This is a genomic window from Streptomyces carminius, from assembly GCF_002794255.1.
Taxonomy (GTDB): Bacteria; Actinomycetota; Actinomycetes; order Streptomycetales; family Streptomycetaceae; genus Streptomyces; species Streptomyces carminius.
This window is the reverse complement of record NZ_PGGW01000057.1, coordinates 138645-162893: the sequence shown is the minus strand read 5'-3', so window position 1 is coordinate 162893 and position 24249 is coordinate 138645. Positions and strand designations below refer to the sequence as shown.

The 24249-nt window shown below is 74.0% G+C and carries 22 protein-coding genes; 13 read left to right on the top strand and 9 right to left on the bottom strand.

Annotated features, from left to right (window positions below; translation table 11 throughout):
* Window positions 1–187 precede the first annotated feature (187 nt).
* The 3 genes from CUT44_RS16850 to CUT44_RS16840 all read left to right on the top strand — a co-directional run bounded on the left by CUT44_RS16850 (window position 188) and on the right by CUT44_RS16840 (window position 2478).
* Window positions 188–793 carry a SigE family RNA polymerase sigma factor gene (locus CUT44_RS16850; RefSeq protein WP_100202689.1) on the top strand — a complete coding sequence of 202 codons (606 nt, stop codon included), beginning with the start codon at window positions 188–190 and terminating at the stop codon, window positions 791–793.
* Window positions 790–1713 (top strand): hypothetical protein, encoded by a 924-nt coding sequence (locus tag CUT44_RS16845; protein ID WP_100202688.1) that lies wholly within the window; start codon window positions 790–792, stop codon window positions 1711–1713. Before CUT44_RS16850 ends, CUT44_RS16845 begins: the two co-directional genes overlap by 4 nt.
* 141 nt (window positions 1714–1854) lie before the next feature.
* A complete protein-coding gene (locus CUT44_RS16840) occupies window positions 1855–2478 on the top strand; it encodes a PH domain-containing protein (protein ID WP_100202687.1) in 624 nt (207 codons plus the stop codon).
* A 392-nt stretch (window positions 2479–2870) separates the two neighbouring features.
* Here CUT44_RS16840 and CUT44_RS16835 read toward each other — a convergent pair whose 3' ends face one another.
* From CUT44_RS16835 to CUT44_RS16825, 3 genes are all read right to left on the bottom strand, one after another.
* Window positions 2871–4553, bottom strand: coding sequence for a phospho-sugar mutase (locus CUT44_RS16835; RefSeq protein ID WP_100202686.1), 1683 nt, complete (start codon window positions 4551–4553; stop codon window positions 2871–2873).
* A 330-nt stretch (window positions 4554–4883) separates the two neighbouring features.
* Window positions 4884–5705, bottom strand: coding sequence for a purine-nucleoside phosphorylase (locus CUT44_RS16830; protein WP_100202685.1), 822 nt, complete (start codon window positions 5703–5705; stop codon window positions 4884–4886).
* A gap of 189 nt (window positions 5706–5894) precedes the next feature.
* On the bottom strand, window positions 5895–6332 hold the full coding sequence (locus tag CUT44_RS16825) for a gamma-glutamylcyclotransferase (protein WP_100202684.1): 438 nt from the start codon (window positions 6330–6332) through the stop codon (window positions 5895–5897).
* A 94-nt stretch (window positions 6333–6426) separates the two neighbouring features.
* Here CUT44_RS16825 and CUT44_RS16820 point away from each other — a divergent pair, with 94 nt between their 5' ends.
* The gene (locus tag CUT44_RS16820; RefSeq protein WP_100202755.1) at window positions 6427–7875 is read left to right on the top strand and encodes an NAD(P)H-quinone dehydrogenase; all 1449 of its coding nucleotides are present in this window, start codon (window positions 6427–6429) and stop codon (window positions 7873–7875) included.
* A 169-nt stretch (window positions 7876–8044) separates the two neighbouring features.
* Window positions 8045–9031, top strand: coding sequence for a DeoR/GlpR family DNA-binding transcription regulator (locus CUT44_RS16815; protein WP_233221452.1), 987 nt, complete (start codon window positions 8045–8047; stop codon window positions 9029–9031).
* 73 nt (window positions 9032–9104) lie between these two features.
* Here the strand turns inward: CUT44_RS16815 and CUT44_RS16810 are convergent, their stop codons facing one another.
* Window positions 9105–10883 (bottom strand): acetyl/propionyl/methylcrotonyl-CoA carboxylase subunit alpha, encoded by a 1779-nt coding sequence (locus CUT44_RS16810; RefSeq protein WP_100202682.1) that lies wholly within the window; start codon window positions 10881–10883, stop codon window positions 9105–9107.
* A 377-nt stretch (window positions 10884–11260) separates the two neighbouring features.
* Here CUT44_RS16810 and CUT44_RS16805 point away from each other — a divergent pair, with 377 nt between their 5' ends.
* A complete protein-coding gene (locus CUT44_RS16805; protein WP_100202681.1) occupies window positions 11261–11734 on the top strand; it encodes a hypothetical protein in 474 nt (157 codons plus the stop codon).
* Here CUT44_RS16805 and CUT44_RS16800 read toward each other — a convergent pair.
* The 4 genes from CUT44_RS16800 to CUT44_RS16790 all read right to left on the bottom strand — a co-directional run bounded on the left by CUT44_RS16800 (window position 11715) and on the right by CUT44_RS16790 (window position 14519).
* On the bottom strand, window positions 11715–12353 hold the full coding sequence (locus tag CUT44_RS16800; RefSeq protein WP_100202754.1) for a Maf family protein: 639 nt from the start codon (window positions 12351–12353) through the stop codon (window positions 11715–11717). The genes CUT44_RS16805 and CUT44_RS16800 overlap by 20 nt on opposite strands.
* 73 nt (window positions 12354–12426) lie before the next feature.
* Entirely contained in the window at window positions 12427–12549 is a 123-nt protein-coding gene (gene mmpB, locus CUT44_RS34550; RefSeq protein WP_269846186.1) for a morphogenic membrane protein MmpB, read from the bottom strand.
* A 100-nt stretch (window positions 12550–12649) separates the two neighbouring features.
* Complete coding sequence (locus CUT44_RS16795; RefSeq protein ID WP_100202680.1) at window positions 12650–12856, bottom strand: acyl-CoA carboxylase subunit epsilon; 207 nt, start codon at window positions 12854–12856, stop codon at window positions 12650–12652.
* Window positions 12857–12899: 43 nt separating this feature from the next.
* Window positions 12900–14519 carry an acyl-CoA carboxylase subunit beta gene (locus tag CUT44_RS16790; RefSeq protein ID WP_100202679.1) on the bottom strand — a complete coding sequence of 540 codons (1620 nt, stop codon included), beginning with the start codon at window positions 14517–14519 and terminating at the stop codon, window positions 12900–12902.
* Between the two features lie 113 nt (window positions 14520–14632).
* On the opposite strand from CUT44_RS16790, the gene CUT44_RS16785 reads away from it, so the two are divergent.
* The 5 genes from CUT44_RS16785 to hutH all read left to right on the top strand — a co-directional run bounded on the left by CUT44_RS16785 (window position 14633) and on the right by hutH (window position 20707).
* Window positions 14633–15595: a biotin--[acetyl-CoA-carboxylase] ligase gene (locus tag CUT44_RS16785; RefSeq protein ID WP_100202678.1), complete on the top strand. Its 963-nt coding sequence runs from the start codon at window positions 14633–14635 to the stop codon at window positions 15593–15595.
* A gap of 76 nt (window positions 15596–15671) precedes the next feature.
* Window positions 15672–16781 (top strand): adenylate/guanylate cyclase domain-containing protein, encoded by a 1110-nt coding sequence (locus tag CUT44_RS16780; protein ID WP_233221441.1) that lies wholly within the window; start codon window positions 15672–15674, stop codon window positions 16779–16781.
* 220 nt (window positions 16782–17001) lie between these two features.
* Window positions 17002–17772, top strand: a complete 771-nt coding sequence (locus CUT44_RS16775) for an enoyl-CoA hydratase/isomerase family protein (protein ID WP_233221451.1) — start codon at window positions 17002–17004, stop codon at window positions 17770–17772.
* A gap of 58 nt (window positions 17773–17830) precedes the next feature.
* A complete protein-coding gene (locus tag CUT44_RS16770; protein WP_100202677.1) occupies window positions 17831–19024 on the top strand; it encodes a GGDEF domain-containing protein in 1194 nt (397 codons plus the stop codon).
* Window positions 19025–19150: 126 nt separating this feature from the next.
* Window positions 19151–20707, top strand: coding sequence for a histidine ammonia-lyase (hutH, locus tag CUT44_RS16765; RefSeq protein ID WP_100202676.1), 1557 nt, complete (start codon window positions 19151–19153; stop codon window positions 20705–20707).
* Here hutH and CUT44_RS33560 read toward each other — a convergent pair.
* Window positions 20688–21080, bottom strand: coding sequence for a hypothetical protein (locus tag CUT44_RS33560; protein ID WP_199185729.1), 393 nt, complete (start codon window positions 21078–21080; stop codon window positions 20688–20690). The genes hutH and CUT44_RS33560 overlap by 20 nt on opposite strands.
* Window positions 21081–21490: 410 nt before the next feature.
* Here CUT44_RS33560 and CUT44_RS16750 point away from each other — a divergent pair, with 410 nt between their 5' ends.
* Both CUT44_RS16750 and CUT44_RS16745 read left to right on the top strand, forming a co-directional pair.
* Window positions 21491–22768, top strand: a complete 1278-nt coding sequence (locus CUT44_RS16750) for a L,D-transpeptidase (RefSeq protein WP_100202673.1) — start codon at window positions 21491–21493, stop codon at window positions 22766–22768.
* A gap of 468 nt (window positions 22769–23236) precedes the next feature.
* Window positions 23237–24022 (top strand): hypothetical protein, encoded by a 786-nt coding sequence (locus CUT44_RS16745; RefSeq protein ID WP_100202672.1) that lies wholly within the window; start codon window positions 23237–23239, stop codon window positions 24020–24022.
* Window positions 24023–24249 lie beyond the last annotated feature (227 nt).

The window sequence follows — 24249 nt, the reverse complement described above, 5'->3', positions numbered from 1 at the left end:
CGGGCCGCCGGGACGGGGACCGCATCCGGCCGGCGGCGAGGGGGCACGGCCCGGCCCGGGAGGTGCGCGGGACGGGACCGCCGGCGGTGTCACGTCCGGGCGGCACCACGGCACCCCTTCCGGGTGTCCGGAATCCCGGGCAACCCGTTCCGGACAGAGGGTGGTCTGGAGGGTGAAGGGAGCGCGGATGCACTCAGAAGACGAAAGTCAGTTCCAGGGCTTCGTCCGCACCAGATGGCCACATCTGGTGCGGACGGCCTACTTGCTGACGGGAGACCGCCACCATGCCGAGGATCTCGCACAGGCCGCCCTGACAAAGGCGTACCGCTCCTGGCGGCGGGTCGTCCGCAGCGAGAACCCGGACGCCTACATACGGCGCATCCTGGTCAGCTGCAACAAGGACCGCTTCAGGAAGCGGCGTGTCGCCGAGCATCTGACGGAGCTGCCGCTGGACGCCGCCGCACCGGCCCACCCGGATCCCGCGCCGCGCGCCGTCGACCGGCAGGTGCTGATGAGAGCCCTCGCCCGGCTGCCCAAGCGGCAGCGGACGGTGGTGGTGCTGCGCTACTGGGAGGACCTCTCGGAGGCGGAGGTGGCGCAGACGCTGGGCTGCTCCGTCGGCACCGTCAAGAGCCAGGCGTCCAAGGGGCTCGCCAAGCTGCGGGCCCAGCCGGGCCTGCACGCGGTCCGGCCGGGCGCCGACACCCGTACCGGGCCCGGGACCGACACCCGCACCGGTACCGCCGCGGAGCCGGCGGTACCGGTGCCCGCCAACCATGGGGAGACGAGATGAGCGAGGAGACTCCGTTCGAGGTGCAACTGCGCCGGATGCTGGCCGAGGGGGTGGACGACGTCCGCCCGGAGGGCGCGCCCTACGACTCCATCGTGCGGGGGGCACGGACCGCCCGCCGGCGCGGCATGGCGGTGGCCGGGGCGGGGATCGCCGTACTGGCCGTGGTGCCGGGGGTGGCCCTGGGCGCGTACGGCGGCTGGGGGGACGGCTCCGCCCCCGTGGCCGGTACCGCGCCCGCGTCGTCCGGTGCGCCGGACTCTCCCGGCACCTCGGCGGACGCCGAAGAGCCGGAAGGCATGGGGCCGCCCGCCACACCCGGGCAGCTCGCCGACGGGATCGGCCTCTCGCAGGCCGAGGCGTCCTTCGCCCGCTGTCTGAAGTCCCACGCCGCCCTGCAGGCGAAGCACTCGAAGGGCGCACCTCCGGCCGACGAGCTCGGCGACCCGGCGGACTACCGGCTCCTCCAGGCATGGAAGCTGGTGACCAACCACAACGAGGGCAATTCCGGCACAGGGGTGCTGGCGGTCCACCGCGAGGACGACGGGGCGGTGTACTTCTGCCGGGACCGCGAGGAGACGCAGAACCTGCGCGTGTTCAACGGGGACGGGGCCCCGGAGCGGGCCGTCACGGTCGACATCAACGCCAATGTGCTCTACCGGCAGATCCCCCTGGGCGGCACGGACTGGGAACTGCCCTACCGCTGGGTGGACTACGGGAGTGTGACCGCCGAGGTCAGCAGGGTCACCGTGGAGTACGGCGGACGGACGGTGGAGGCGGCGATCGACGGCGGCTACTTCGTGGCGAGCGGCGTGCTCACCGAGAAGCCGGACACGGCTCCGGCGGTCAGGGGGTACGACGCCGACGGCACCCTGGTCTACGACTCCGCCGAGGACCGCTACTACGAGGCGATCATCGACTGACCGCTCCCTCCTGCCCTCCGCCCTCTCCGCTCCTCGTCCTCTCCGCTCCCCGTCGTTCTCTTCCGGCATGTGTCCCCGGCGGGTTGCCCCGGAGACCGGGCGGGCCGTCCACGCCGGCCGTCATCGGGCAGAATCGGGGGCATGACGCGTGAGCAGACCGGATACGCCGACCATGTCTACCGCTCCGTACCGGGGCTGGTGGGAGGCGGTCTGCTGCTGTTGCTCGTCGTGCTGCTGACCGGTGACGGAGTCCTCAGCGGCGAGGGAAGCGTCCGGTGGATCTCGCTGGCCGCCCTGCTGTTCCTCGCGCCGCTGATCGTGGCCTTCTCCCTGCGGCCCGCCGTGTACGCGGGCAGTGAGCGGCTGCGGGTGCGCAATCCGTTCCGCACGATCACCCTGCCGTGGGCGTCGGTCGAGGATGTGCGGGCCGCGTACTCCGCCGAGGTCTTCGCCGCGGGCGGCGCGAAGTACCAGATGTGGGCGATCCCGGTGTCGCTGCGGCAGCGGAAGAAGGCCGCCCGGCAGCGGGGAGGCGGCCCGGCGCCGACGGTGTTCGGCGGGGGGACGGGCCCGGGGGGCGGCGGGGACCAGGGCGGCTACCGGCCCCAGGCCGACCAGGCGGTCGAGGAGATCCGCGCGCTGGCCGAGCGCCATGCCTCCGCCGAGGCCGCGCAGGGCGCCCCGGCCGTCCGGTGGGCCTACGAGATCCTGGTTCCCGCCGCCGTCGGCGGACTCGCCCTCGTGCTCCTGCTGCTCCTGGGCTGAGGGTGACCGGGCGGTCAGGGCGGTCAGGGCGGGCCGGCTCCGGCCGGTGCGGTCCGGTGGCTGCGTACGTCCGGTGGCTGCGGGCCGGAACGCGGGACGCCTGTCCGTGCGGCCCGGACGGGCGCGGAGCGTACCGGCCCGCACTCCGGCAGGCCCGTCCGTCCGGTGACCGGTCCGCCGCAGCCCGTCTCCTCAGGGCCGGGTGCTCGGTAGGGCGTCCCGGTTGCCCGGGTGCCCCGGCTGCGCGACCGCCGGACGGTGCTCCGTCGGCGCGCGGGTGCCGCGGACCGCCCGGCCCGGCGGTCCGGGCGGGTGTGCCGGGTGCCGCGGACCGCCCGGCCCGGCGGTCCGGGCGGGTGTGCCGGGTGCCGCGGACCGCCGAGCCGGGCGGGTCAGATACCCGCGGCGGCGGCCAGGTCCGTCCGGAGGGTGCCCAGGGCCCAGTCCGCCGTGGCCCGGGCGGTGGACAGTTCCGAGGCGTCCGCCACGGGGACGACCACTTCCAGGTAGCACTTCAGCTTCGGCTCCGTGCCGCTGGGCCGGACGACGATCCGGGCGCCCGAGACGCCCTGCCGGGAGTCGCCGGCCAGGTGGTAGCGGAGCACGTCGGCCGGCGGGAGACCGCCGTCACCCCGGCCGAGGTCCTCGGCCGAGGTGACGGTCAGACCGCCCAGGGTGACCGGCGGCGTCCCGCGCAGCCGGCGCATCGCCGCCTCGATCAGGGACAGGTCCGCCACCCGCACCGAGAGCTGGTCGGTGGCGTGCAGCCCGTAGCGCGCCGCGAGGTCGTCCAGCAGCTCCGTCAGGGTGCGGCCGGTCTCCTTCAGCTCCGCGGCCAGCTCGGCGACGAGCAGCGCGGCGGTGACGCCGTCCTTGTCGCGGACACCTTCGGGGTCGACGCAGTAGCCCAGCGCCTCCTCGTAGGCGTAGCGCAGCCCGTCCGCCCGGGACAGCCACTTGAAGCCGGTCAGTGTCTCGGTGTACGGCACGCCCGCCTCGGCGGCGATCTTCGACAGCAGGGAGGAGGAGACGATCGTGGTGGCGAAGGTGCCCCGGGCCCGTTTGTGCACCAGATGGGTGGCCAGCAGCGCGCCCACCTCGTCGCCGCGCAGCATCCGCCAGCCGGTGTCCGAGCCCGGGTCGGGCACCGCCACCGCACAGCGGTCGGCGTCGGGGTCGTTGGCGATGACCAGGTCGACGCCCTCCGCCTGACGGTCACGGGCGGTGGCGAAGGCCAGGTCCATCGCCCCGGGCTCCTCGGGGTTGGGGAAGGCGACGGTCGGGAAGTCGGGATCGGGCCCGGCCTGCTCGGCCACCGCGATCGGCGCGGGGAAGCCCGCCCGCTCGAAGGCCGCGGCCACGACCGCGCCCCCCACCCCGTGCAGGGCGGTGTGGACGACGCGCACGTCCCGGGGGGAACGCGGGGTGAGGACCGAGACCGCCCGCTCCAGATAGGCCTCGGTGATCTCCTCGCCGAGGACGTCCCAGCCGTCCTCGGCGCGCGGGACCTCCGACAGGGAGCCGATCGAGGCGATCTCGTCGGCGATCCGCGCGTCGTCCGGCGACACGATCTGCGCGCCCCCACCGAGGTAGACCTTGTAGCCGTTGTCCCGGGGCGGATTGTGGCTCGCGGTGACCATGACGCCGGCGGCGGCGTCCAGGTGCCGTACGGCGAAGGCCAGGACGGGGGTGGGCAGGGGGCGGGGCAGCAGGGCGGCCCGCAGACCGGCGCCGACCAGCACGGCGGCGGTGTCGCGCGCGAAGTCGGCGCTCTTGTGGCGGGCGTCGTACCCGACGACGACCAGGCCGCCACCGTGCCCGGCCCGCCGCAGGTGCGCCGCGAGCCCGGCCGCGGCCCGGACGACGACCGCGCGGTTCATCCGCATCGGTCCCGCGCCCAGTTCGCCGCGGAGCCCGGCGGTGCCGAACCGGAGGGTGCCGGAGAAGCGGTCGGCCAGTTCGCCGAAGTCCTGTGCCTCGAGGAGCCCGGCCAGTTCCTCGCGGGTCTCCGGGTCCGGGTCCTCGTCCAGCCAGGACCGCGCCCGGGCGGTCAGCTCATCGTGCACGGTTGTCACGTCGTCTCCGCTCTCGCGTGTCGTCTCGCACGGCCGCCGTACGGGCGGCGCCGGGCGGGCGCTCCCGTCCGCCGCCACTCCCGCGCCGGGGCGGCCGCGGGAACTCCCTCTGGTCGGTCTTCGTCGGCTCCGTCGGTGTCCACCGGCGTCCGCGGGTCCTCGCCGGTCTCCGGCCCACTCCTACCCGGGACGCTCCCGGACCCCACCGGGCACCTCATCGCCAGGGTGTCGTCCGGGTGTCGCCAGGGTGCCGTCCGGGACCGGCCCGCGGGGCGTACGGCACCGCCCGGACCGTACGGGGGAGGGGCGGGCGCCCATCGTGCCGGCCGGTCAGACGCGGGGCAGGACGCGGGCCAGCAGTTCACCCATCCGGGCGGCCGAGTCGCGGCCGGCCCGGAGGACCTCCTCGTGGTTGAGGGGCTCGCCGGTCATGCCCGCGGCCAGATTGGTGACCAGGGAGATGCCCAGCACCTCCGCGCCCGCCTCCCGCGCGGCGATCGCCTCCAGCACGGTGGACATGCCGACCAGGTCGCCGCCGATCGCCCGGACCATGCCGATCTCGGCGGGCGTCTCGTAGTGCGGGCCGGGGAACTGGACGTAGACGCCCTCCTCCAGCGTGCCGTCCACCTCCTGGCACAGCGCGCGCAGCCGCGGCGAATAGAGGTCCGTCAGGTCGACGAAGTGCGCACCGGCGATCGGGGAGCGGCCGGTCAGGTTGATGTGGTCCCGGATGAGGACCGGCTGGCCGGGGCGCATGCCCGGGCGGAGGCCGCCGCAGCCGTTGGTCAGCACGACGGTCTTGCAGCCCGCGGCCACCGCCGAGCGGACACCGTGGGCGACGGACGCGACGCCGTGGCCCTCGTACAGGTGCGTGCGGCCGAGGAAGACCAGTGCGCGTCGCTCGCCGGCACGGTACGAGCGGACCCGCCCGGCGTGCCCCGCGACCATCGGCGGCGGGAAGCCGGGGAGGTCGGTGACCGGGAACTCGTGGTCCGGCGCCCCGAGCGCGTCGGCGGCCGGGACCCAGCCCGAGCCCATGACCAGGGCCACGTCGTGGCTCTCCGCGCCGGTCAGTTCGCGGAGGCGGGCCGCGGCCGCTTCGGCGGCGGCGTGGGGGTCGCCGGAGTACTCCGTGCTGGCAGATGCGTTCACGCCGATGAGGGTAACCGGTAATTGCCTACGCGCGTAGACGCCCCCGGCCGGGGTGTTCCCCGGAACCGGGGCGGCAGTGGTCCCGGGGCCGGTCCCGCGGCGCTCCGACGGCGGCGACGAGCAGGGGATGGGCGGGTGGGCGAGCGGTGGGCGAGCGGTGGACGTGTCCGGCGGAGGCACCCGGAATCCTCAGCAGGGGCGCTTGCGCAGCTCCGTCACATAGTCGTACGGAGCGCCCGCGGACTCCGCCGCCTCCGCGATCTCCCCCAGATAGCGGGCCGAGGGCAGCCCGCCCTCGTAGCCGTTGAGCACGTAGCACCACGCCGTCTCGTCGCCGTCCAGGGTGTGCACCCGCACCCGGGTGCGGCGGTAGATGCCCATGCCGACGCCCTCCCAGCGGTCGATGGAGTCCTCGTCCATGGGTGCGATGTCGTACAGCGCGACGAAGACCTCCGACAGCGGATCCTCGACGAGGGTCGCGAGCGATCCCTCCCAGCCCATGTGCTCACCGCCGAAGGTCAGCCGCCATCCGCTGAGCCAGCCGGTGCCGCGCAGCGGGGAGTGCGGGGCGCGGCGGGACATCAGCCGGGCGTCGAGGTTTCCGGCATAGGCGGCGTAGAGCGACATGCGACGAGGTTAGCGGGCGGCGGGCGCCGCCCCCCGGCCGGAGTGCCCGTGCGGTCGGCGGGTGGTGCCGGGCGCGCGGGCGTCGCGTGTCAGACTGGGACACGTGACTCGGATCGTGATCATCGGTGGTGGGCCCGGCGGCTACGAGGCGGCGCTGGTGGCCGCGCAGCTCGGCGCGGAGGTGACCGTCGTCGACCGGGACGGTCTGGGCGGGGCGTCGGTGCTGACCGACTGCGTCCCCTCCAAGACGCTCATCGCCACCGCCGAGGTGATGACGAACTTCGACTCCTCCTACGAGGAGCTCGGCATCATCGTCGAGGACGGCACACCCGACCCCGACAATCCCGCCCGGGTCGTCGGGGTGGATCTGGGCAGGGTCAACCGGCGGGTCAAGCGCCTGGCGCTCGCCCAGTCGCACGACATCACCGCCGCCGTCACCCGGGCCGGCGCCCGGGTGCTGCGCGGCCGCGGCCGGCTGGAGCCGCACCAGGCGTCCGACGGTTCGCGCCAGGTGGTCGTGGAGACGGGCGAGGGCGGGGAGCAGCGGCTGACGGCGGACGCCGTCCTCGTCGCCACCGGCGGCAAGCCGCGCGAGCTGGCCGACGCCCTCCCGGACGGTGAGCGCATCCTGAACTGGACCCAGGTGTACGACCTGGAGGAGCAGCCCGAGGAGCTGATCGTGGTCGGCTCCGGCGTCACCGGTGCCGAGTTCGCCGGCGCCTACCAGGCGCTCGGCTCCCGGGTGACGCTGGTCTCCTCGCGCGACCGGGTGCTGCCCGGCGAGGACCCGGACGCGGCGGTGGTGCTGGAGGAGGTCTTCCGGCGCCGCGGCATGAACGTGCTGTCGCGCTCCCGGGCGGCCTCGGTCAAGCGGGTGGGGGACCGGGTCGAGGTCACCCTCTCGGACGGCCGGGTCATCACCGGCAGCCACTGCCTGATGGCGGTCGGGGCGGTCCCCAACACCGCGGGCATCGGTCTGGAGGAGGCCGGGGTCAGGCTGCGGGAGTCGGGCCACATCCGGACGGACCGGGTCTCGCGCACCTCCGTCCCCGGCGTCTACGCGGCCGGCGACTGCACGGGCGTCTTCGCGCTCGCCTCGGTCGCGGCCATGCAGGGCCGGATCGCGATGTACCACTTCCTGGGCGAGACGGTGGCGCCGCTGGACCTCAAGACGGTCTCGGCGAACGTCTTCACCGACCCGGAGATCGCCACCGTCGGCTACTCGCAGGCCGACGTGGACAGCGGCCGTATCGACGCCCGCGCGGTCAAGCTGCCGCTGCTGCGCAACCCGCGCGCCAAGATGCAGGGCATCCGGGACGGCTTCGTGAAGCTGTTCTGCCGGCCGGGCACGGGCATCGTGGTCGGGGGCGTGGTGGTGGCACCGCGCGCCAGCGAGCTCATCCATCCGATCTCGATAGCGGTCGACAACAACCTGACGGTCGAACAGATCGCGAACACCTTCACCGTCTATCCCTCCCTCTCGGGCTCGATCGCCGAGGTGGCACGGCAGCTCCACACCCGGAAGACGGCCGAAGAGGGCTGATCAGCGGTCTGGTTCCGCCGGATCCGCCCGGAAACGATCGCCTATACCACGGCCGGGACACGGCTACGGACAACTTCCGTTATTCAGCGGAAACAGCTGAAAGCAGACGGTCGGGCAGGTTACTGTCAGTTCTGTGTTCGCTGCAGAACGTCGCCAACTGATCCTCGAAATGGTGCGTGCCAACGGAGCCGTCTCGCTCCGGGAGCTCGCGCGAGTCGTCCAGACCTCCGAAGTGACCGTACGGCGCGATGTCCGGGCGCTGGAGGCCGAGGGACTGCTCGACCGCCGCCACGGCGGCGCGGTGCTGCCCGGCGGCTTCACCCGGGAGTCGGGCTTCCCCCAGAAGGCGCATGTGGCGACCGCGGAGAAGACGGCCATCGCCGATCTGGCCGCGGGCCTCGTCCAGGAGGGCGAGGCCGTCGTCCTCGGCGCCGGCACGACCACCCAGGAGCTGGCCCGCCGTCTGGCGCGGGTGCCGGGCCTGACCGTGGTCACCAACTCGCTGCTGGTCGCGCAGGTGCTGGCGCATGCCAACCGCGTCGAGGTGGTGATGACCGGCGGCACACTGCGCGGGGCCGACTACGCGCTGGTCGGCAGCGGCGCCGAGCATTCCCTGCAGGGGCTGCGGGTGTCCCGTGCCTTCCTGTCCGGCAACGGGCTGACGGCCGAACGCGGCCTGTCCACCGCCAACATGCTGTCGGCGAGCGTGGACCGCGCGCTGGTGCGGGCCGCGGCGGAGGTCGTCGTCCTCGCCGACCACACCAAGCTCGGTGTCGACACGATGTTCCAGACGATCTCCCCGGACCTGATCACCCGCCTGGTGACCAACGAGCCCCCGGCGCAGGACGAGCGGGCGGCGGCGGAGCTGCAGGCCCTGGCCGACCAGGGCGTCCAGATCGCGGTGGCCGGCGAGGCGGGCGCCCACCTGGGCGGTCCGGCCGGGCACCCCGGGCCGGGCGGTACGGGCGGGGAGGGCGGTACGGGTGGCACGGGGCGGCAGCCCCGCCGCGAGGTGCCGCTGCCGGGGCAGCGCCGCCAGCACCCGCAGAGCGGCGGGGGAGGCGGTTCACAGCAACTGCGCGCGGCTCCCCCGCCCGCTCCGGGCGAGGGCCAGCCGGGCCGGGTCACGGACCTGGCCCCGCGCCGCCACCACTGACCGTCCGACGCACGGGCGGGGCGGGACGGCCGCCGTGCCGTCCCGCCCCGCCCGTGCCGGGTCTGCCGTCCGGTCAGTCCTTGATCTCGCAGATGACGGCGCCGGAGCTGACGCTCGCGCCGACGGCGGCGCTGAGCCCCTTGACGGTGCCGGCGCGGTGGGCGGTGATGGGCTGCTCCATCTTCATCGCCTCCAGGACGATGACGAGTTCGCCCTCGGCGACCTGCTGGCCCTCCTCCACGGCGACCTTGACGATGGTGCCCTGCATCGGGGAGGCCAGGGCGTCACCGGAGGCGGCCGGGCCGGACTTCCTGGCCGCGCGCCGCTTGGGGCGGGCGCCGCCGGCCGCCGCGGTGCGGGCCAGTGTCATCCCCAGCGAGGCGGGCAGGGAGACCTCCAGGCGCTTGCCGCCGACCTCGACCACGACGGTCTCCCGGCCGGGCTCGTCCTCCTCCGCCTCCGCGTCGGCGGTTGCGGTGAACGGTTTGATCTCGTTGACGAACTCGGTTTCGATCCACCGGGTGTGAACGCTGAACGGACCCTCGGGACGGCCGTTGACCTCGGGTGCGAAGGCCGGGTCGGCGACCGCCGCGCGGTGGAACGGGAGGGCGGTCGCCATGCCCTCGACCTGGAACTCCGCCAGGGCGCGGGCGGCGCGCTGCAGGGCCTGCTGCCGGGTGGCGCCGGTGACGATCAGCTTGGCCAGCAGCGAGTCCCAGGCCGGGCCGATGACCGAGCCGGACTCCACGCCCGCGTCCAGCCGCACGCCCGGACCGGCGGGCGGGGCGAAGACGGTGACCGTGCCCGGGGCCGGGAGGAAGCCCCGGCCCGGGTCCTCGCCGTTGATGCGGAACTCGAAGGAGTGGCCGCGCAGCACCGGGTCGTCGTAGCCCAGTTCCTCGCCGTCGGCGATCCGGAACATCTCGCGGACCAGGTCGATGCCGGTGACCTCCTCGGTCACCGGGTGCTCCACCTGGAGGCGGGTGTTGACCTCCAGGAAGGAGATCGTGCCGTCCTGGCCGACCAGGAACTCGCAGGTGCCGGCGCCCTCGTAGCCCGCCTCCTTGAGGATGGCCTTGGACGCGCGGTACAGCTCGGCGTTCTGCTCGGCGGTCAGGAACGGCGCGGGGGCCTCCTCCACCAGCTTCTGGTGGCGGCGCTGCAGCGAGCAGTCCCGGGTGGAGACGACCACCACGTTGCCGTGCTTGTCGGCCAGGCACTGGGTCTCCACATGGCGCGGCCGGTCCAGATAGCGCTCCACGAAGCACTCGCCGCGGCCGAAGGCGGCCACCGCCTCGCGGACGGCCGAGTCGTACAGCTCCGGCACCTCCTCAAGGGTGCGGGCGACCTTCAGACCGCGTCCGCCGCCGCCGAAGGCGGCCTTGATGGCGATCGGCAGACCGTGCTCCTGGGCGAAGGCGAGGACCTCGTCCGAGCCGGAGACCGGGTCGGGGGTGCCCGCGACCAGCGGCGCGCCGGCGCGCTGGGCGATGTGGCGGGCCGCCACCTTGTCGCCCAGGTCGCGGATGGCCTGCGGGGGCGGGCCGATCCAGATCAGCCCGGCGTCCAGGACGGCCTGGGCGAAGTCGGCGTTCTCCGAGAGGAAGCCGTAGCCGGGGTGGATCGCGTCCGCGCCGGAGTCGGCGGCGGCCTTCAGTACCTTGGCCATGTCCAGGTAGCTGGTGGCCGGGGTGTCGCCGCCCAGCGCGAAGGCCTCGTCCGCCGCCTTCACGTGCAGCGCGTCCCGGTCCGGGTCGGCGTAGACGGCCACACTCGCGATCCCGGCGTCCCGGCAGGCCCGGGCGACGCGGACAGCGATTTCACCGCGATTGGCGATGAGCACCTTGCGCACGATGGCTTCCTCCTTGGCGCTGGGCCGCAGCAACACATGAGCGATGTGAGTTTAGGTAGTGGCGACACCGCACGCCGAGTCGCCCCGGGGGGTGAGCTTGCCCACACGGAATGTGATTCCGGAAATCCTGAGAAGCCCAAACCCCCTGTGAGCACACGGTACGCCGGGCCTCACGGCTCCGGCCGGAGATTCGCCGTGTGGTCAAGGTTACTGTCCGGGCGCTGCGGTGGAATCGCCGGTTCTTTGTGGGATTCCTATGAACGACGGGGCAATTCTTTGCCGGTGCGCCGCGGCTTCCCGGCGGCGCTACCCGCTAGTAGCATGCGCGCTGCCGGACGGACGGACGGGCGGGGCGGGGACGGAAGCGGGGTACGGGCATGGCGCACGGACGGCCGGTGGCCCTGGCGGCGACCGCGGTACTGGTGTCCGAGGCCGCGGGGGTCGCGGTGCTGCACTGGATCCTCGGGGTCATGGTCGACCGGCAGGACATGTCCCTGGCCGGGCTCGACCCGCGCGTCGCGGCCGTCTCCGCCTGGGCCGGCGGCGCCGTCCTGGCAGTCCTGCTGCTGCTGTGCGGCGCGCTGCTGCTCCGCACCGCCCTGACCGGCCGGGCGCCGGGCCGGCCCGCCCGCGTGCTGCTGGCCGGTGTGGCCGTCGGGCACGGGGTGCTCGGCGCGGTGGCCGCCGCGCTGGTGGGGTGGGCCGCGTTCGCCGTTGTGATGGCCGCGCTGGGCGTCCTCGTACTGGCTCTGTCGTCCCCGGTGTCCCCGGCCGGCGGGCAGGGCGCCGAAGGGGCCGGGGACACCGCGCCCGGCGCCGCCGGGGCACCGCTCAGGCCCACAACTCCGTGATCCCCACGCCCAGCTCGGCCAGCAGCCGCCGCAGCAGCGGCAGCGAGAGCCCGATGACATTGCCGTGGTCGCCCTCGATGCCCTCGACGAAGGGCGCCGACCGGCCGTCGAGGGTGAAGGCTCCCGCGACGTGCAGCGGCTCGCCGCTGGCGACATAGGCGGCGACCTCCGCGTCGGTCGGCTCGCCGAAGCGGACCGAGGTGGCGGCGGTCGCCGAGACGCGGCGGCCGGCGGCCACGTCGACGACGCAGTGCCCGGTCACCAGGACACCGGTGCGCCCGCGCATGGCCTTCCAGCGGGCGGTGGCCTCCTCGGCGTCCGCGGGCTTGCCCAGCGGACGCCCGTCCAGTTCCAGCACCGAGTCGCAGCCGACGACGAGCGCGCCCGCCGCCGCGTCCCGCTCCGCCACGGCCGCCGCCTTCGCCTCGGCCAGCCGCAGGGCCAGTTCGGTGGGGGTGGGGGCGCTGATCGCGTCCTCGTCCACCCCGCTGACGATCACCTCGGGCGCCAGCCCGGCCTGCCGCAGCAGCCCGAGCCGGGCGGGGGACCGGGAGGCGAGGACGAGACGGCGCGCGGGTGCGGGGGCGGCGCCATGGACGGAGGCGGTGTCGTGGACCATGCGGCTCATCCTAGGAACCTCCGGGCCGGCCGCTGACGGGCGGCCGCCGACGGGCCCGCGCGTGGCGGCCCGCTCAGAGCAGCAGCAGGAAGACCACGAGCATGGCGACGGCGAGCAGCGGGCCGGCGCGGCGGAGCATGGCCTGTGCGGAGCGCAGCTCCTCGGTGGGTTCGTCGGCCGGGTCGGACCAGAGCATGTCCTCGATCCTCCGCCGTCCGCGCCCGGGGCGCCTGAGTACCCGTACTCAGGCGCCCCGGGCGCCCCGGGCGCTCCGGGGGAGCGGGCGGGAGGGCGGCTCAGCCGGGCCAGTACGTCGTCCGCCACGCCTGCGGCCCCGGGTGCGGCAGCCGCCGGCCGGGGACGGTGCGGGCCGGGTCGGACCACTGGGCGGCGCGGGGCGCGGCGGGCCGCCCGGCCGCCAGGGCCGCCGCCCGGGTGCGCACCACCGCCAGGGCGGCGGCCAGTTCCTCGGGGGTCGGGTTGCCGCGTACGACCTTGATCATTGCCGCGGTCTCCTCGCTGTCGGAAGCGGTCGGGTCGAAGCGGTCAGAGCGGGATGTTGCCGTGCTTCTTCGGCGGCAGGGACTCGCGCTTGGTGCGCAGCGCGCGCAGGCCCCGCACGAGGTGGCGCCGGGTCTCCGAGGGCCGGATCACCGCGTCCACATAACCGCGCTCGGCCGCGACGTAGGGGTTGAGGAGCGTGTCCTCGTACTCGGCGGTGAGCCTGGCCCGCAGCTCCTCGCGCTCCTCGTCGGTCCCCGCCGCCGCCAGCGTCCTGCGGTGCAGGATGTTGACCGCGCCCTGGGCGCCCATCACCGCGATCTGGGCCGTCGGCCAGGCCAGGTTGAGGTCCGCGCCCAGGTGCTTGGAGCCCATCACGTCGTACGCGCCGCCGAACGCCTTGCGGGTGATGACGGTGATCAGCGGCACCGTGGCCTCGGCGTAGGCGTAGATCAGCTTGGCGCCGCGCCGGATGATGCCGCCGTACTCCTGGTCGGCGCCGGGCAGGAAGCCGGGGACGTCGACGAAGGTGAGCACCGGGATGTTGAACGCGTCGCAGGTGCGCACGAAGCGCGCGGCCTTCTCGGAGGCGTCGATGTCCAGACAGCCGGCGAACTGCATCGGCTGGTTGGCGACGATGCCGACCGGTGCGCCCTCCACCCGCCCGAAGCCGGTGAGGATGTTCGGCGCGAACAGCGGCTGGGTCTCCAGAAACTCGCCGTCGTCCAGCACGTGCTCGATCGCGGTGTGCATGTCGTACGGCTGGTTCGCCGAGTCCGGGATCAGCGCGTCCAGCTCCCGGTCGGTCTCCGAGGTCTCCAGGTCCGCCTCCTCGGGGAAGGCGGGCGGCTCGGAGAGGTTGTTGGACGGCAGGTACGACAGCAGCGCCTTGACGTACTCGACGGCGTCCTTCTCGTCGCCGGCCATGTAGTGCGCCACCCCGGAGGTGGCGTTGTGGGTGCGGGCGCCGCCCAGCTCCTCGAAGCCGACGTCCTCGCCGGTGACCGTCTTGATGACGTCCGGGCCGGTGATGAACATGTGCGAGGTCTGGTCGACCATCACCGTGAAGTCGGTGATCGCCGGGGAGTAGACCGCGCCGCCCGCGCACGGGCCGACCACCAGGGAGATCTGCGGGATCACCCCGGAGGCGAGGGTGTTGCGGCGGAAGATCTCGCCGTAGGCGCCGAGGGAGGCCACGCCCTCCTGGATGCGGGCGCCGCCGGAGTCGTTGATGCCGATGACGGGGCAGCCCGTCTTCAGGGCGAAGTCCATCACCTTGGTGATCTTCTGCCCGTAGACCTCGCCCAGCGCGCCGCCGAAGACGGTGAAGTCCTGGGAGAAGACGGCCACCGGGCGCCCGTCCACCGTGCCGTAGCCGGTGACCACGCCGTCGCCGTAGGGGCGGTTGTCCGCCAGCCCGAAGTTGGTCGAGCGGTGCCGGGCGAACTCGTCCAGCTCCGTGAAGGAGCCCTCGTCCAGCAGCAGCCCGATCCGTTCGCGCGCCGTCAGCTTGCCCTTGGCGTGCTGCTTCTCCACCGCCCGCGCCGAGCCCGCGTGGGTGGCCTCCTGGATGCGCCGCTCCAGGTCCGCGATCCGGCCCGCGGTCGTGTGGAGATCCTGGTCCTCGGAGGCCGTCTCGACGGCTCGGCTCTGCTGTTCGGACACGGGCTGCGGCTCCTCGTGGTGAACGGGTTGCTACCGGCTTGCTACCGACTCGTAGCGTATCGGCGGGCGGGTGCCCCGGCGGTGCGGTGTTTGCCACATCTACCCTGTCTTGCATGACACCGCGGGAGCCCTCGGAAAACTCGGAAAGCCCGGACGACTCCCCGGGTGATTCCCCGGACAACCCCTGGTCCGACCTGGACAGGCCACCGCTGAACGCCGCCGCGCTGCGCCGTGCGCTGCTGCGGCCCGGCGCGCTGTGGACCTCCGTGGAGGTGGTCACCCGCACCGGTTCCACCAACACCGACCTGGCCGCCCGGGCGGCGCGGGGCACGGCGGGCCGGGGCGCGGTACTGGTCGCCGAGGCGCAGACCGCCGGCCGCGGCCGGCTGGAGCGTGCCTGGACGGCGCCGCCCCGCTCGGGCCTGTTCTTCTCGGTGCTGCTCGCCCCGGACGTACCGGCCGGGTGCTGGGGCTGGCTGCCGCTGCTCGCCGGGGTCGCCACGACCGCGGCCCTGGCCCGTACCGCCGGTGTGGACACCGCGCTGAAGTGGCCCAACGACATCCTGGTGCGCGACGGGGACACCGAGCGCAAGATCGGCGGCATCCTCGCCGAACGGGTCACCACCCCGGACGGGACCGCCGCGGTGGTGCTCGGCCTGGGGATCAACGTCTCGCTGCGCGCGGACGAGCTGCCGGTGCCCACCGCCGGTTCGCTGGCGCTCGCGGGGGCGCGCGGCGCCACCGGCACGGACCGCGATCCGCTGCTGCGCGCGGTACTGCGCTCGCTGGAGGAGTGGTACGGCCGCTGGTGCGAGGCGGACGGCGACCCGGAGGCGAGCCGGCTCCGCCAGACGTACACCGCCGGGTGCGCCACACTCGGCCGGCGGGTGCGTGCCCTGCTGCCGGGCGGGACGGAGGCGGTGGGCGAGGCGGTCGCGGTGGACGGTGCGGGACGGCTGGTCCTGGCCGGTTCCGAGGGGGTGCAGCGGCCGGTGGACGCGGGCGACATCGTGCACCTCAGGCCCGCGCCCGGCGGGGCGCCCGGAGGGCCGCCGGACGGATCGCCGGGAGAGTGAGCCAGGGCACACCTGCCGTATCGTGGACTCGACCCGGCGCGGTGGGCGCGGGGGCGGTGAGTGGATCGGAAGGGCAGTGGACGACTCGGGCACCCCGGCCGGAGAGCCGGAGCCGGCGGCCAGGGAGGCGGCGGACAGGAACGCGGACCCTGCCGCGGCCCCCGCTGAGGAGGACCCTCTCGCGCTCCGCATCGAGCAGTTGATCCTGGGCGCCGAGCGGCGCTACACACCCTTCCAGGCGGCCCGCGCCGCCGACGTCCCGATGGAGCTCGCGGCCCGCTTCTGGCGCGCGATGGGCTTCCCCGACATCGGCCAGGCCCGGGCGCTGACCGAGGCCGACGTGATCGCGCTGCGGCGGCTGGCCGGCCTGGTGGAGGCCGGGCTGCTCAGCGAGCCGATGGCGGTGCAGGTGGCGCGTTCCACCGGGCAGACCACCGCCCGGCTGGCGGAGTGGCAGATCGACTCCTTCCTGGAGGGGCTGACCGAGCCGCCCGAGCCGGGGATGACCCGTACCGAGGTGGCGTACCCGCTGGTGGAGCTGCTGCTGCCGGAGCTGCAGGAGTTCCTGGTGTACGTCTGGCGGCGGCAGCTGGCCGCCGCCACCGGCCGGGTGGTGCAGGCCGCGGACGACGAGGAGATGGTGGACCGGCGCCTGGCGGTCGCCTTCGCCGACCTGGTCGGCTTCACCCGGCTGACCCGGCGGCTGGAGGAGGAGGAACTGGGCGAGCTGGTCGAGGCGTTCGAGACCACGGCCGCCGACCTGGTGGCCGCGCACGGCGGCAGGCTGATCAAGACCCTCGGCGACGAGGTGCTCTACGTGGCCGACGGCGCGGGCACCGCGGCCGAGATCGGGCTGCGGCTGATCGAGACCCTCGCCAACGACCCGACGATGCCCGAGCTGCGGGTGGGCATGGCGCTGGGCACGGTCACCACCCGGATGGGGGACGTCTTCGGCAACACGGTCAACCTGGCCAGCCGGCTGACCTCCATAGCCCCCAAGGACACGGTCCTGGTGGACGGGGCGCTGCGCGCGGAGCTGGTCGCCGCCGGGGACGCGCCCGAGTCGGAGAAGGAGGCCGACAACGCCTCGGGGTACCGCTTCGCCCTCCAGCCCCTCTACCAGCGCCCGGTGCGCGGGCTCGGCGTCGTCGAGCCGTGGCTGCTCTCCCGCCGCGCGTCCCCCTGAGTCCTCCTGCGTCCTCCTGGGCCCGCCGGCGGCTCCGCCCCGGTCCGGCGCGGATGGCATGATGCGCTGCGTACGGCAGTGAGCGACCGTTAACCGGAGGGGCGGCGTGAGCGGTGTGAGCGGCGGCACGGACGGCAGGGACGACACGGACGACAGGGACGGCAGGGCGGGCGGTGGCACGGGCGGCGGCACCGCGGAGGAGCGGTACGGCGAGTGGGTCGTGGTGCGGCGCGAGGCGGACACCCATGTCGCCGAGCTGCTGCTGGACCGGCCGGCGGCGATGAACGCCGTCTCCACCGAGCTGGCCCGCCGGCTCGGCGAGGCGTGCGCCGCCCTCGCCGCCGACCGCTGGGTGCGGGCGGTGGTGCTCGGTTCCACCCACGAACGGGCGTTCTGCGTGGGCGCCGACCTCAAGGAGCGCAACTCCTTCACCGACGCCGACCTGGCGCGGCAGCGCCCGTACGCCCGCGCCGCCTACACCGGGGTGCTCCGGCTGCCGGTGCCGGTGATCGCGGCCGTGCACGGGTACGCGCTGGGCGGCGGCTTCGAGCTGGCCCTGGCCTGTGACCTGATCGTCGCCGACCCCACCGCCGTGGTGGGGCTGCCGGAGGTGTCGGTCGGGGTGATCCCCGGCGGCGGCGGCACCCAGCTGCTGCCCCGCCGGGTGGGCGCGGCCCGCGCGGCGGAGCTGATCTTCACCGCGCGGCGGGTGGCGGCGGACGAGGCCCGCGAGCTGGGCCTGGTCGACCACCTGGCGGCCGAGGGGCGGGACCGTGCCGAGGCGCTGGAGCTGGCCCGGCGCATCGCGGCGAACTCCCCGGTGGGCCTGCGGGCGGCCAAACGGGCGCTGCGCACCGGCTGGGGTCTGGACCTGCACGCGGGCCTGGAGGTGGAGGACGCGGCCTGGCGCTCGGTGGCGTTCTCCGGGGACCGCGCCGAGGGCGTGGCCGCCTTCAACGAGCGGCGCCCGCCGCGCTGGCCCGGGGAGTGAGCCGGTCGGCGCGCCGGAGCGAAGGCTCATAACCTGGGTCGTATGAGATGGGTACGGCATGGGTGACGACGCGCGGCTGCGGGCCGTCGTAGGACTGGCGCAGGCGATGGCCGCCGCCCACACGCTCCGCGACGTCGCCCACGCCGCGGCCGAGGGCGCGCGGACCGCGATGGACGGCTCCTTCGCGGCCGTCTCCGTCTGGGAGCGCGCGCGGGGGCGGCTGCGGGTGCTGGTGAACACGGGCAAGCGGCAGGGGGACGAGGAGGAGTTCCCCGAGGACGAGTCGTACCCGGTCCACGACTTCCCGGAGATCACCGGCTTCCTGCACCGGCGCTGGACGGGCGGCGGCGAGCCGCGTGCCTGGGTGGAGACGGCGGACGGCGCCCGTCACGGGGCCGTCGGGGGGCCGGTCACCGCCCGGCGGGCCACCGCGCTGCGCCACCGCGGGCGGGGCTGCTGCGTGGTGGCCCCGATCGTGCTGCACGGCCGGCCGTGGGGCGAGCTGTACGTGGCGCGGGAGGCGGGGCAGCCGGTCTTCGACCGGTCCGACACGGACTTCGCCACCGTCCTGGCGGCGGTGATCGCGGCCGGGATCGCCCAGACCGAGCGGCTGGAGGAGGTGCGCCGGCTGGCGTTCACCGATCCGCTCACCGGGCTGGCGAACCGGCGGGCGGTGGACATACGCCTGGACGAGGCGCTGGAGCGGCACCGGGCGGACGGCACGGTGGTGAGCCTGCTGGTCTGCGACGTCAACGGGCTCAAGGCGGTCAACGACGAGCTGGGGCACGAGGCGGGCGACCAGCTGCTGGAGCGGTTCGCCTCGGTGCTGTCCCTGTGCGGCGCGATGCTCCCCGACACCCTGGCCGCCCGGCTGGGCGGTGACGAGTTCTGCCTGCTGACGGTGGGGCCGCCGGCGGACGAGGTGGTCCGGGTCGCGGACGAGGTCTGCCGCCGGGCCGCCGAGCTGGAGCGGGGCGAGGGGGTCGCCTGCGGGGTCGCCTCGACGGGCGATCCGATAGGCCCGGTCCGCTCGGCCCGCCGGCTGTTCCGGCTGGCGGACGCGGCCCAGTACCGGGCGAAGGCCGCCCGTACGGACAAGCCGGTGGTGGCCGGGCGCGAGGAGGTGGTCGTCCGCCTCGCGGACGAGGCCGAGGAGGGGGAGAGGGGCGAGGGGGCGCCCGGGACACGGGGGGAGCGGGGGCGCCCGGGGCGCGGCCGGGACCGCCGGCGCTTCCGCGGTCTGGACGTCTGACCCCGCGGACCGTGCGCGCCACCGGGCTCCGGGTGCGACTCCGCGCTCCGGGTGTGATCCCGGCCACGCGGCCCCGGCGCGACAGGCCCGTGACAGCGCGCGATTCACTCCCTAGTGTTCCTGAATATGACTATGCAGAACCGTGTCGTGGTCGGCACCGCCGGAACCACCGCCGAGGACGTCGTCGCCGTCGCCCGCGGCCCGGCGCAGGTCGAACTCTCCGGCGAGGCGGTCGAAGCCCTCGCCGCCGCCCGCCGGATCGTCGAGGACCTGGCCGCCGGACCGGAACCCGTCTACGGCGTCTCCACCGGCTTCGGCGCCCTCGCCGTCCGGCACATCCCCGCCGGGCTCCGGACGCGGCTGCAGCGCAACATCGTCCGCTCGCACGCCGCCGGGATGGGGCCGCGGGTGGAGCGCGAGGTGGTGCGGGCGCTGATGTTCCTGCGGCTGAAGACCCTGGCCTCGGGGCACACCGGGGTGCGGCCCGAGGTCGCCCGCGCCCTGGCCGGCCTGCTCAACGCGGGGATCACCCCCGTCGTCCACGAGTACGGCTCGCTGGGCTGCTCCGGCGACCTCGCGCCGCTGGCGCACTGCGCGCTGGCCCTGCTGGGCGAGGGCGAGGCCACCGGGCCCGACGGGGCCGTGCGCCCCACGGCCGAACTGCTGGCCGAGCACGGCCTGGCCCCCGTCGAACTGCGCGAGAAGGAGGGCCTGGCGCTGCTCAACGGCACCGACGGCATGCTCGGCATGCTCGTGCTGGCCTGCGCCGACCTCGCCCACCTGCTCACCTGCGCCGACATCACCGCCGCCCTCACCCTGGAGGCGCTGCTGGGCACGGAGAAGGTGCTCGCGCCCGAACTGCACGCCGTCCGCCCGCATCCCGGGCAGGCCGCGTCCGCCGCCAACATGCGCGCGGTGCTGCGCGGCTCCGGGCTCACCGGCCACCACCAGGACGACGCCCCGCGGGTGCAGGACGCCTACTCGGTGCGCTGCGCCCCCCAGGTCGCGGGCGCGGGCCGCGACACCCTGGCGCACGCCCGTACCGTCGCCGGGCGGGAGCTGGCGGCGGCCGTGGACAACCCGGTGGTGCTCCCCGGGGAGGGACGGGTGGAGTCCAACGGGAACTTCCACGGCGCCCCGGTCGCCTATGTGCTGGACTTCCTCGCCATCGCCGCCGCCGATCTGGCCTCCATCGCCGAGCGCCGCACCGACCGGCTGCTGGACCGCAACCGCTCCCACGGTCTGCCGCCCTTCCTGGCAGGTGACGCGGGGGTGGACTCGGGCCTGATGATCGCGCAGTACACCCAGGCCGCCATGGTGAGCGAGCTGAAACGGCTGGCGGTCCCGGCGTCGGTGGACTCCATCCCGTCCTCGGCGATGCAGGAGGACCATGTCTCGATGGGCTGGTCGGCCGCCCGCAAACTGCGCACCGCCGTCGACTGCCTGGGCCGGGTGATCGCCGTCGAGCTGTGCGCCGCGGCCCGCGCGCTCCGGCTGCGCGCCGCGGACGGGCTGACCCCGGCGCCGGCCGGCACGGCCGTACTGGCCGCGATGGAGGAGGCGGGAGTGGCCGGACCGGGTGAGGACCGCTTTCTGGCACCGGAGTTGGCCGCGGCGGAGACGTTCGTACGAGGGGGAGGGCTGGTGGCGGCGGCCGAGTCCGTCACCGGGCCGCTGGCGTGAGGCCGGCGCGGCCGGAGCGGATGTGGGCGTGGGCCAGCAGCACACCGCCCACGCTCAGGAAGCCGAGGCCGCCGAAGAGGTACGGCGTGGTGTTGAAGCTTCCGGTGTCGGCCAGTTCGGCGCCCTGCGCGGAGTCGTTCCCGGCCGGATCCTGCGCCTGTGACCGGGCCGGCCCCTGATCCCGGAGCTGCTCCTGATCCCGGAGCTGCTCCTGATCCTGGACCTGCCCCTGATCCCGGGGCTGGGTCTGCGCGGTGGCGGGCCGGGCGGGGCCGCCGTCCCCGGTGGCGTTCGCGGACGGTACGAACCACAGGCCGCACAGGAGGCCGCCCGCGACGGCGGCGGTCACCAGCGGTCGGCGATGTGCTCGCACGGAAAAGCCCCCTCGGTGCTGCGAGTCGACGGTGCGGAGAACGATGCTAGCCATGCGGGGCGGGGCGCGGGAAGGGCGGTCCGGAGGATGCTTCACGCGCCCTCTGCGATTCCGGTCACACCGTGACATAAGGCTGTCGATGCCCGGAAAATCCATGGACAATGGGAGCCGTGTGATCGGGTGCCACCCTGTGGTGAGCGTTCGATAACAATACGGAACGGCTGGGGAATTCCCCGCCCGGCGCTGCAACCCTCCGCCCGGCGCGGATGTCTTAGCCCACAGTCCTACCCTGGGGGGAACGGGTGGCGGCTCCCTCGCGTTCTCGTACGCGTGGCTGTGTGGGGTGGACATCCCGGTCGGCCCTCACCGGACGGTGTGAACGGGGATCGGGACCAGAGGTTCGAAAGCGGATGGAGAAGCGTGTGATGACGGACGGCAAGCGCCGCAGGGGCTTCGTGGCGACAGCCGCGCTGCTCAGTGGGGTGCTCACACTGTCGGCGTGCGGGGGCGGGGACGACGGCGACGGATCCGGTTCCGATTCCGCGAAGAAGCCGGACAAGCAGCAGTCCCAGGTCGACAGGGCCGCGGCCGAGGAGGCCTCCGAGGCGCGAATAGTCATCTCGCCCAAGAGCGGTTCGGACAACGCGAGCATCAACGGCACCAAGGTCACCGCGGAGAAGGGCAAGCTCACCTCGGTGACGCTCAAGGTCGCCGCCACCGGCGAGGAGGTGGCCGGCACGCTGGCCGCCGACGGCGCCAGCTGGAAGCCGAACGGCTCGCTGGAGCGCTCCACCCGGTACACGCTGAGCGCGCAGGCCGAGGACGCCAAGGGCCGCGAGGTCCACGAGAACGCGACCTTCACCACCGTCTCGCCCGCCAACAGCTTCATCGGCTACTTCACGCCCGAGGACGGCTCGACCGTCGGCGTCGGCATGCCGGTCTCCTTCAACTTCGACAAGGGCATCGCCAACAAGGAGGCCGTGCAGGAGGCGATCGAGGTGAACTCGACCAGCGGCCAGGAGATCGTGGGCCACTGGTTCAGCGACACACGCCTCGACTTCCGCCCCCAGGAGTACTGGAAGGCCAACAGCAAGGTCACCGTCGACATCAACCTCGACGGCGTCGAGGGCGCCCCGGGCGTCACCGGTGTCCAGGACAAGACCTTCAGCTTCACCGTCGGCCGTGCCCAGGTCAGCACGGTGGACGCGAAGAGCAAGACGATGGAGGTCGTCCGCGACGGCAACACCGTCAAGACCTTCAAGATCTCGGCCGGCGCTCCCGAGACCCCGACCTACAACGGCCAGATGGTGATCTCCGAGAAGCACAAGGAGACCCGGATGAACGGTGCGACGGTCGGCTTCACCGACGACGACGGCGAGGGCGAGTACGACATCCCGGACGTTCCGCACGCCATGCGGCTGTCCACCTCGGGCACCTTCATACACGGCAACTACTGGGGTGCCGACTCGGTCTTCGGCAACGTCAACACCAGCCACGGCTGCGTGGGTCTGAACGACGTCAAGGGCGCCGGCGACCCGGGCCAGGACGGTGCCTGGTTCTTCCGCGAGTCGCTCATCGGCGACGTGGTCATCGTGAAGAACTCCGACGACAAGCAGATCGCCCCGGACAACGGCCTCAACGGCTGGAACATGTCCTGGGAGGACTGGAAGGCGGGCTCCGCTCTCTGACGGTTCCCTGATGGTTCTCTGACTGCCTTACGGCCGTCCGCTGAGCACAGCCCGACACATCCCGCCCGGAGGCGGCGGGCCCGGCACTCCTCGCGCCGGGCCCGCCGCCTCCGGCGTTCCCCGCCTCCCCGGACCCCGGCGCGTGTCCGTACGCCCCGGTCGCGCTCCCCGTCTCCCGCACCGCGTCCGGCGCCCTCCCGGTCTCCTGACGGACGGCCGGACGGGGGCCCGTGAAGGGCCGAAGGCGCGGAAGAGGCCCGCTGTGGCGTCCGGCTGCCCCGAAGGACAGAGCACGCGGGGAAAACCGCCGGAGTCGAACCCGCGGGTAGGAACAGCCGTCCCCACCAGTGCGAAGGCCGGTGCGCCGGACGGACGCGGACAGCGCGACCGCCCCGCCACCGAAGAGCGGACCACCGACTCCCGCGGTGCCCTGGAGAACACCAGCTCCCCGACGACGGCACGGACGGCATGGACGGCATGGACGGCATGCCGCCGGGACGCCGCGGTGAGCCGGCTCCCGTACCGGCCGGGGCCCAGTGGTTCACCGGCAGGAAGCACACGCTCCCGGCCACCACGACGATGTACGTCCGGGCCGGGGAGAAGACGGCCGCCTGGGGCCTGGAGTACCACCAGTACGCCCCGGACGGCGCCGGCGAGGGCGGGTACTACACCCACGAGCGCAGGTACGCGGGCAAGAGCTACACCCACACCCTCAACAACGGCGTCTTCGGTCCCTGTCCGACCGAGGACGGAGGGGCCTACCGCGACGGCAGGAAGCACGAGTCGGTCGACGCGCCGCTGTACGGCATGGAGTTCACCCTTCCGAAGGGCGAGGCGGAGTACAGGCTGACCACCACCGTCAGCCGCAGCAAGCCCGCCAGGCTGAGCACCAGGATCAGCTCCTCCTGCACCTTCACCTCGGCCCGCCCCGAGGACATCACCGCGCTGCTGGTCTCGGTGGTGCGCTGCACCCCGACGCTCAACCTGGACGGCACCTCCAAGGCGAAGATCAGCAAGTCGGTTCCGGTGACCCTCCAGGGGGCGGCGGCGAAGAACCGCAAGAACCTGAGGTACCTGAACTTCTACGTCTCCTACGACAGCGGCGGGACCTGGAAGAAGGCCGCGCTGAAGAAGGACAGGCTCACGGTGAGGAACCCCGCCAGGGGCAGGGGTGTGTCGTTCGAGGTGAACCTCCGGGACGAGAAGGCCAACGCGCTGTCCCGGACGATCACCAACGCCTACCGCACCAGGTGACCCAGCGGTCCGCCCCCGGCACCTGAGCCGCCCGGGCAACTGGAGCACCGTACGGCACGGCACCGGCGGCCCGCCGGAAGCACCCGCTTCCGGCGGGCCGCCGTCCGTCTGCTCCCCGTTCCGCCCCGTCCTGCCCGGAAAATCCAGAATTCCTGCATAACGCACTTGTCCCCGGGGACCCGAAGACAGGAGGGGGAACGTACAGAACCGGACTGCCGAAAGGACGT